5 protein-coding genes and 1 tRNA gene are annotated in these 8,823 nt (G+C 68.7%); 4 read left to right on the forward strand and 2 right to left on the reverse strand.

Features of this window, described 5'->3' with window-relative positions; all coding sequences use genetic code 11:
• Positions 1-920 (reverse strand): nuclease-related domain-containing protein (locus G6R24_RS15165; RefSeq protein ID WP_163549899.1); only part of this gene is annotated, 920 nt, incomplete at its 3' end.
• A gap of 684 nt (positions 921-1,604) precedes the next feature.
• Between G6R24_RS15165 and G6R24_RS15170 the strand changes: the two genes are divergently transcribed.
• Positions 1,605-3,827: a (Fe-S)-binding protein gene (locus tag G6R24_RS15170; protein ID WP_163549900.1), complete on the forward strand. Its 2,223-nt coding sequence runs from the start codon at positions 1,605-1,607 to the stop codon at positions 3,825-3,827.
• A gap of 202 nt (positions 3,828-4,029) precedes the next feature.
• Here G6R24_RS15170 and dcd read toward each other — a convergent pair whose 3' ends face one another.
• Positions 4,030-4,617 (reverse strand): dCTP deaminase, encoded by a 588-nt coding sequence (gene dcd, locus G6R24_RS15175; protein WP_163549903.1) that lies wholly within the window; start codon positions 4,615-4,617, stop codon positions 4,030-4,032.
• A 238-nt stretch (positions 4,618-4,855) separates the two neighbouring features.
• On the opposite strand from dcd, the gene G6R24_RS15180 reads away from it, so the two are divergent.
• The 3 genes from G6R24_RS15180 (at position 4,856) to G6R24_RS15190 (ending at position 8,304) form a co-directional block, all read left to right on the forward strand.
• Entirely contained in the window at positions 4,856-5,626 is a 771-nt protein-coding gene (locus G6R24_RS15180; protein WP_163549901.1) for an HAD family hydrolase, read from the forward strand.
• Positions 5,623-8,040, forward strand: coding sequence for a glycoside hydrolase family 65 protein (locus G6R24_RS15185; RefSeq protein WP_163549902.1), 2,418 nt, complete (start codon positions 5,623-5,625; stop codon positions 8,038-8,040). Before G6R24_RS15180 ends, G6R24_RS15185 begins: the two co-directional genes overlap by 4 nt.
• A gap of 190 nt (positions 8,041-8,230) precedes the next feature.
• Positions 8,231-8,304, forward strand: a tRNA-Gly gene (locus G6R24_RS15190).
• Positions 8,305-8,823 lie beyond the last annotated feature (519 nt).

Raw genomic sequence — 8,823 nt, forward strand, 5'->3', positions numbered from 1 at the left:
AGATCGTCCTCGAGCTGGGCCAGACGGTCCAGCAGGTCGCTGGCGTCGCCGTCCCGTTCGCGGATGGTGTGCAGGGTGTCCATCAGGGTCACCCAGTGGTCGCGGTCGACGGTGACGTGCTGGGAGAGGCGGTTGGCGCTGTACGCGGGGAAGAGACGCTCCGCGGCGCTGACGATCTGGCGGACCTCGCCGGGGTTGAGCCGGCCGGTCTTCTTGCGGATGAAGTTGGCGACGTCCTTGATGCTGATGATCGTGACGCCCTCGAGCGCGCCGTCACTCCACAGGACGTTCGCCTCGACCATGACCATGATGGGGCTGACCGGGATCTTGATCATGGGGAGGGCGCCACGGATCTGGCTGCGGACCTCGCCGCCGAGCCAGGCGATGCGGTCGATGACCGGCTTGAGCGACTCGCCGTCGCAGATCGCCCCGCCCTTGGTGTAACGCAGTGTGCCCTTGCTGTTGTCGCTGCCCAGCACCATCACGCCGCCGGGGCCGATGAGCAGGTGGCCGATGGTCGCGTCCGAGTACGGCACTGCCCGGTCATGGAGGATGAGGTATCCGTTACGTCGCAGACGGGCGATGGCCCGGGCCGTCTTGCGCTCCGCCTCGGCGCCTTCGCGTAGCAGCTCGATGTCGGGTGCGGTGCCGAAGGACGCGGCCACGATGCCGGCCGGCCAGGCCACGAGCACCAGGAAGAACACGGCGACCGCCACCGCCGGTTGCCCCAGCCCGAACCCGATGACCAGGGCCAGGATCAGCCCGACGACGGCGGCGCGGGCGGCCGTGCGTGGTAGCTGCCGGGCCAGCCGGTCCCGGCGGACCAGGGCCTGGGTCTCCCGGGCTCGCTGGTACTCGGTCTGCAGGGAATGACCGGGGCGGCCGACTCGGGTCATCGTCGGCCGGGTGATCGTTGCCATCGTGCCCACCATGGTTCGCAGGGATCGTCAACGTGGGTAGGGAGCTCGTCCGCGCGGTGCGCCGGACGCCGTCACGGCAGCGCTGGTGCGGACCCCCGTGCAGCCTGATGATCCAGCACCTTGATGATTCAGGTGTCACGCATGGTCCGATCGCCCGGTGACCGTGGGCGAGAGGCCAGTCCTATGGTGCGTCGATCGTCCCTGTGACACAAGGACTGACATCATCGGCGGACGCACGTGTGGGCCGCGCGGGGCGCCCACGCGGCAGGCGAACGTGGCCTGGATGGGTCCGCCTCACCCACCGCGGCCCGAACCGGGTCCGACCAAGCGCAGGGCCTCGTTCTGTCAGACCGTGACGACAGGTAGCCGAAACGGGGGTGGACTGTTGCGTGCCGGTTGGGACTATGGCACCGAAAGTAGCAGGCCGGGTCGATCGGCGCGGGCGATCGGACCTTCCAGCCCCCTATGTCGGGCCGCTTGGACCACATCGTGGCAGGGTCGGGGGTGGACGGGAGTGCCACCCCCGGTGTTGCTGGGTCGGCTCAGGCCGGGATCACAACCCGGAGCAAAAGAAGCCACTCGGACCACGGTTCGGGGGGCGGGTGGCACAACTCACTCGCCACATATGTTACCGGCCAGTACGAGTAGGCTCGCCCGAAGTGGTGGGTCCAGATGGAGGATGCTGTGAGACTTGCGATCGGTGGAGCGATCACCCTGATCGCTCTCGCGGTTGCCGGGCGTCGGGTTTTCTGGCTGTTCCGGCTGATCCGGTCGGGCCAACCGGCACCGGGCCGCCTGGACGATCTACCCGGCCGCATCTGGACGGAGATCAGTGAGGTCGGCGGCCAGCGCAAGCTGCTGAAGTGGTCGGTGCCGGGTATCGCGCACCTGTTCACCTTCTGGGGCTTCACGATCCTGCTGCTGACCGTCATCGAGGCCTATGGCGGCCTGTTCGACGACGACTTCCACATCCCGCTGTTCGGGCACTGGGCGGCCATCGGCTTCCTGGAGGACTTCTTCGCCGTCGCCGTCCTGGGCGGCCTGATCGCCTTCACGATCATCCGGTGGAAGAACGCGCCGGCCCGCCTCGACCGCAAGTCGCGGTTCTACGGCTCGCACACCGGGCCGGCCTGGGTCATTCTCGGCCTGATCACGGCGGTCGTCGTGACCCTGCTGATCTACCGTGGCGCCCAGTACAACACCGGTAACCTGCCGCAGGGCCAGACCAAGTGGGCCTTCGCCTCCTATGCCGTCAGCCGCGCGTTCTCCGGGCTGTCGCACGAGGTGAACGAGAACATCGAGACCGCGTTCCTGCTGCTCAACATCGCCGTCATCATGGGCTTCTCGGTCCTGGTGGTGTACTCGAAGCACCTGCACATCGGCCTGGCGCCGATCAACGTCGTGCTCAAGCGCCAGCCGGTCGCGCTCGGCCCGCTGGGCAGCACCCCCGACATCGAGAAGCTGATGGAGGAGGACGAGCCGATCGTCGGTGTCGGCAAGGTCGAGGACTTCTCCTGGAAGGCGATGCTCGACTTCTCCACCTGTACCGAGTGCGGCCGTTGCCAGAGCCAGTGCCCGGCCTGGAACACCGGCAAGCCGCTGTCGCCGAAGCTACTCATCATGGACCTGCGCGACCACCTGTTCGCCAAGGCGCCGTACCTGCTGGCCACCAAGGGTGCCGGCGCGGGCGAGGGTGACGAGGCGCCGAAGGCGGTCACCGGGGTCGAGGAGGATGCCGGCCACGGCCACCACGGTGTGCCCGAGTCCGGCTTCGGCCGCGTCCCGCAGCCCGGCCAGCCCCAGGTCGACCGTCCGCTCGTCGGCACCGCCGAGGAGGGCGGGGTCATCGACCCCGACGTGCTGTGGTCCTGCACCAACTGCGGTGCCTGCGTCGAGCAGTGCCCGGTGGACATCGAGCACGTCGACCACATCGTCGACATGCGCCGCTACCAGGTGATGATCGAGTCGGCGTTCCCGTCCGAGGCCGGCGTGATGCTGCGCAACCTGGAGAACAACGGCAACCCGTGGGGCGTCTCGCCGCGTACCCGGACCGAGTGGACCGAGGGTCTGCCGTTCGAGGTCCGCGTCATCGGTGACGGCGAGCAGATCCCCGAGGACGTCGAGTACCTCTACTGGGTCGGCTGCGCCGGTGCGATCGAGGACCGGGCCAAGAAGGTCGCCCGCTCCTTCGCCGAACTGCTGCACATCGCCGGTGTCGAGTTCGCCATTCTCGGCACCAACGAATCCTGCACCGGTGACCCGGCCCGCCGCCTCGGCAACGAGTACCTGTACCAGGAGATCGCCAAGGCGAACATCGAGCTGTTGAACTCCACGGGCGTCAAGAAGATCGTCGCGACCTGCCCGCACTGCTTCAACAGCCTCGCCCGGGAGTACTCCTCCCTCGGCGGCACCTACGAGGTCGTGCACCACACCCAGCTGCTCGGCAAACTGGTCGAGGACCGCAAGCTGGTGCCGATCACGCCGGTGGAGTCCTCGGTCACCTACCACGACCCGTGCTTCCTCGGTCGGCACAACAAGGTCTACACGCCACCCCGGGAGATCCTCGAGGCCATTCCCGGTATCCGCGGCCAGGAAATGCACCGCTGCAAGGACCGCGGTTTCTGCTGCGGCGCCGGTGGCGCTCGGATGTGGATGGAAGAGAAGATCGGTAAGCGGGTCAACGTCGACCGGATGGAAGAGGCGCTCGGCCTCGACCCGGACGTCGTCTCGACCGCCTGCCCCTTCTGCATCGTGATGCTGACCGACGCCGTCACCGAGAAGAAACTCGCCGGGGAGGCGAAGGAGAGCGTCGAGGTGCTCGACGTCTCCCAGTTGCTGGCACGCTCGCTGCAGCCGGCCGCACCGGCGGCTCCGGCCGAGCCCGCTCCCGCGGAGCCGGTCTCCTGACCGAGCCGCGCCGGCCCGTCTGACACCACGACCCGGCCCCCGAGTCCGCCAGCCGCACCGGCTGGCCGCTCGGGGGCCGTCGTCGTTCCAGGGCTTCGTCGTTCCAGGGGCCGTCGTCGTTCTAGGGCTTCGTCGTTTCCGGGTGCGCCCGATGTCTCGGCGTTTCTGGTGCTTCGGTGCTTCGGTGTTGCTGGTGGCCTGGTCAGGTGGAGTCGCGGACCGGCCAGCGGGTGAAGTCGCGGTGGGCGCGGGACGGGGTGGGGCCGCGCTGGCCCTGGTAGCGGGAGCCGTAGACGGCGGAGCCGTAGGAGTGCTCGGCGGGCGAGGACAGCCGGAACAGGCACAGCTGGCCGATCTTCATCCCTGGCCAGAGCTTGATCGGCAGGGTGGCGACGTTGGAGAGCTCCAGCGTGACATGCCCGGAGAAGCCGGGATCGATGAAGCCGGCGGTGGAGTGGGTCAGCAGACCGAGCCGCCCCAGGCTCGACTTGCCCTCGAGCCGGCCGGCGAGATCGTCCGGCAATGTGATGATCTCCAGCGTGGAACCGAGCACGAACTCGCCGGGGTGCAGCACGAACGGATCCTCGCCGTCCGGCTCGAGCAGATCGGTGAGGTCGTCCTGCTCCACCGACGGGTCGATGTGGGTGTAACGGTGGTTCGCGAAGACGCGGAACCACCGGTCCAGGCGCAGGTCCACGCTGGACGGCTGGATCAGCGCGGGGTCATGGGGGTCGAGGCGAACCCGGCCCGCGGTGATCTCGGCCCGGATGTCCCGGTCGGACAGCAGCACGCGTATGAGCATGTCACGTCCGTCGGCCGGACGAAGCGGCCCGCCGTGGCGTCCGCCCGGTCAGCGGATGTGGTGACCGACTCGGGAGTGGCACCGGGGCGTCCGGCGTGTTGGTACGTAGCGTGACACGGGTATGGAGTCGGACTGCCCGGACGGGATGTCTCCGGCCGGCGATCAGTCGGTGATATGCCGATGAACAGGCGACAGACGACGAATGCGGAAGACAGGCGGGAGAACCATGCTCGGGCTACCCGATCACGTCACGGCATGTCTGTTTGATCTCGATGGCGTGCTGACGAACACGGCCACCCTCCACGCGGCAGCGTGGAAGGAGATGTTCGACGAATTCCTGGAGAACTGGGCACATCGAAGTGGCGACCCGTTCGTCCCCTTCGACATCGGCAGCGACTACACCGCGCACGTCGACGGTCGGCCACGCGTCGACGGTGTCCGCGCGTTCCTCGCGTCCCGCCATATCGGCATTCCGGACGGGACGGTGGACGATCCGCCGTCCGCGCTCACCGTGCACGCGCTGGCCACCCGAAAGAACATCCTGGTGCAGCAGCGGATCACCGCCGACGGAGTGGACGTCTACCCGGGCTCGGTCGACTACCTGCGCGAACTCGCCGCCGCCGACGTGCCACGGGCGGTGGTGTCCTCGAGCGCGAACTGCGTCGAGGTGCTGCGGGTGACAGGCCTGGACGCCCTGGTGGCCGAGGTGGTCGACGGGGTGGTCGCGGCGCGGGAGGACCTCGCCGGCAAGCCGGCGCCGGACACCTTCCTCGCCGGGGCGCGCCGCCTGGGCGTACGCCCCGAGCAGGCGGCGGTGTTCGAGGACGCGTTGGCGGGGGTCGAGGCCGGCCGGGCCGGTCGGTTCGGGTACGTGGTGGGGGTCGACCGGGTCGGTGCCGGCCACGGCGAGGCCCTGCGCGCCCACGGCGCCGACATCGTCGTGCGCGACCTGGCGCAGCTGCGGGAGCCGGCCGGGTCCGGGCACGGCAAGGCATGATCGAAAAAGCCAGCTATGTGGTCGAGCCGTGGACGCTGCGGGAGTCGGGGCTGGACGTCGATGATCTCGGCCGGTCGGAGTCGCTGTTCGCGCTGTCGAACGGCCATATCGGCCTGCGCGGCAACCTGGACGAGGGCGATCCGCACGGACTGCCCGGCAGCTATCTGAACTCCGTACACGAACTACGGCCGTTGCCGTACGCCGAGGCCGGTTACGGCTATCCGGAGTCCGGGCAGACCGTCATCAACGTCACCAACGGCAAGCTGATCCGTCTGCTGGTCGACGACGAGCCGTTCGACGTCCGCTACGGGGAACTGCGCTCCCATCAGCGCCGGATCGACTTCCGGGAAGGGGTGCTGCACCGCGAGGTCGAATGGGTCTCCCCGGCCGGCCAGGCCGTCCGGGTACGTTCCGGTCGGCTGGTGTCGTTCTCCCAGCGTTCGATCGCCGCCTTCTACTACGAGGTCGAGGCGATCGGTGACGCGGCGCGGGTGGTCGTCCAGTCGGAGCTCGTCGCCAACGAGCAGTTGCCGGTGTTCAAAGGCGATCCGCGGGCGGCCGCGGCCCTGGAGTCACCGCTGGTGTCCGAACTGCACCGTGCGGGCGGCACCAAGGTCGAGACGCTGCACATCACCCGCAACAGCGAGATCCGGGTGGCCGCGGCGATGGACCATCATTTCGAGGGACCGGACTCGATCGGGGTCTACACGGAAAGCGAGCCCGATGCCGGCCGGGTGACCGCGACCGTCGTCCTGCAGCCAGGGCAGAAGCTGCGGATGGTCAAGTGGCTGGCCTACGGATGGTCGGAGCAGCGTTCGCTGCCGGCGCTGCGCGACCAGGCGTCCGCCGCGTTGATCGCCGCCCGCCAGACCGGTTGGTCCGGGCTGGTACAGGAGCAGAAGGAATACCTGGACGCGTTCTGGGCCCGCGCCGATGTCGAGGTCGACGGGGACCCGGAGGTGCAGCAGGCGGTCCGGTTCGCGCTGTTCCACGTGCTCCAGGCCGGGGCGCGGGCCGAGCGGCGGGCGATTCTGGCCAAGGGGCTGACCGGTCCCGGCTACGACGGGCACGCCTTCTGGGATTCCGAGTCGTATGTCCTGCCGGTGCTGACCTACACCGCGCCGGACGCCGCCCGGGACGCGCTGCGCTGGCGGCACACGACGCTGCCCCTGGCCCGGGAACGCGCCGAGCTGTTCAATCTGGCGGGCGCGGTGTTTCCCTGGCGGACCATCCACGGTGAGGAGTGTTCCGGATACTGGCCGGCGGGCACGGCCGCCTTCCACGTCAACGCGGATATCGCCGACGCCGTCGCCCGCTACGTCAACGTCACCGAGGACACCCGGTTCGAACGCGACGAGGGCCTGGAACTGCTCGTCGAGACGGCCCGGCTGTGGCGCTCACTGGGCCACCACGACCTGGACGGACGATTCCGCATCGACGGTGTCACCGGCCCGGACGAGTACTCGGCGATCGCCGACAACAACGTCTACACCAACCTGATGGCCAAACGGAACCTGCTGGCCGCCGCCGCCGCCGCCCGCCGCCATCCGGCCCGGGCCGCCGAACTCGGCGTGAACGCCGAGGTGGCGGCCTCCTGGCGGGACGCCGCCGAGGACATGTACATCCCCTACGACGCGAACCTGGGCGTCCATCCACAGTCGGAGGGTTTCACCGAGCACGAGGCCTGGGACTTCGAGAACACCAAGGCCGAGCAGTATCCGCTGCTGCTGCACTTCCCCTATTTCGACCTCTACCGCCGCCAGGTCGTCAAGCAGGCGGATCTGGTGCTCGCCATGCAGCGATGCGGCGACGCCTTCACACACGACGAGAAGATCCGCAACTTCGCCTACTACGAGGAGCTGACCGTCCGGGACTCGTCGTTGTCGGCGTGTTGCCAGGCCGTGCTCGCCGCCGAATGCGGCCATCTCTCCCTCGCGCACGACTATCTGCGCGAGGCCGCCCTGATGGACCTGCGCGACATCGAACACAACACCCGCGACGGCCTGCACATCGCCTCCCTGGCCGGTAGCTGGATCGCCCTGGTGGAGGGATTCGGTGGCCTGCGCGACTCCGGCGAGGTCATCGCGTTCGCACCACGGCTGCCCGAGGGCCTCACCCGGCTCAGGTTCGGTCTGGGGGTGCGAGGCCGGCTGCTGCGGGTCGAGGTGACCGCCGCGGAGGCCACATACACGGTGTCCTCCGGGCCGGCGATGACGTTGCTGCACCATGGCCGGACGGTCCGCGTCCAGCCCGGCGAGCCGGAGAGCCTGGAGATCCCGCCGGTGCCGCTGCTCGAACGCCCGAAACAGCCCGCCGGCCGCGAGCCGCTGAGCTACCTGCGCCCACCCGGCTCCGGCGCCCCGTCGACCTCCTCCACTCCCGCGTCCCGCCCAGGCGGTGACGTCAACGGCTGAGCCGCTGGACGGCGCGGCCACCGGGCGCGCCGCCACCGCACAGCCAGATCGTGGAAGGGTGCCGCACAGGACCGATCGGCGAGCGGATGCCCGGCAGGGTGGACAGCCAGGTTCGACGAGCTGTCCACGACCTGCCGGGCCCCGGCCCGACGCCGCGAGCCGCTCATCCGGTACGATGCGGTTGCACCACGCGGGCGTAGTTCAGAGGCAGAACACGAGCTTCCCAAGCTTGCAACGCGGGTTCGATTCCCGTCGCCCGCTCCATTTTGGGTTAGCTGTGTCGATCGGTGATCGACCGGGCATTTCGCATGTTGCCGGGGGGTCGAGCCCCCCGAGCCCCCCGCGGTGTGGGTGTGGGTGGTATTTTCTCTTGCGGTGGGTGGGGCTCAGGTTGTGTTCGTTCGGGAGAGCATCTCTGTAACTCGCCGGCTGGCTCCGAGAGCAGAATGCACATGTTCGAGCGCTTCGTCCTGGGCGGATGCAACGTGAACACTGGGCTGCCCGACCAGTCGGCTGCCCCACTTCGTGCCGTCGGCAACGTGCGAGGTCATGATTACTGGTCTCCCATGAGATATCGCCCCACGAGCCTGAATGCGGGTTCCGCTGTTCTCGCTCGCCGCCACTTCGTGCGCTGCCGGAGGTACCGACTCTCTCGGCGATCTCGGGTCACGTGAGTTTCCGGGGCCGTAGGCGAAGTAGGGCAACAAGGTATGCCCGCTCCTCATCACCCCAGCCGGACATGGCTGACATTCCAGGGGAGTGCGTACTGTGGTGCGTTACAGC

Origin of the sequence: Candidatus Frankia nodulisporulans, from assembly GCF_902806475.1 — a bacterium.
Classification (GTDB): Bacteria; Actinomycetota; Actinomycetes; order Frankiales; family Frankiaceae; genus Frankia; species Frankia umida.

Coding starts and splice junctions, on each gene's coding strand:
- G6R24_RS15185 (WP_163549902.1), top strand. CDS start 5,623: ATGATCGAAAAAGCCAGCTATGTGGTCGAGCCGTGGACGCTGCGGGAG.
- G6R24_RS15180 (WP_163549901.1), top strand. CDS start 4,856: ATGCTCGGGCTACCCGATCACGTCACGGCATGTCTGTTTGATCTCGAT.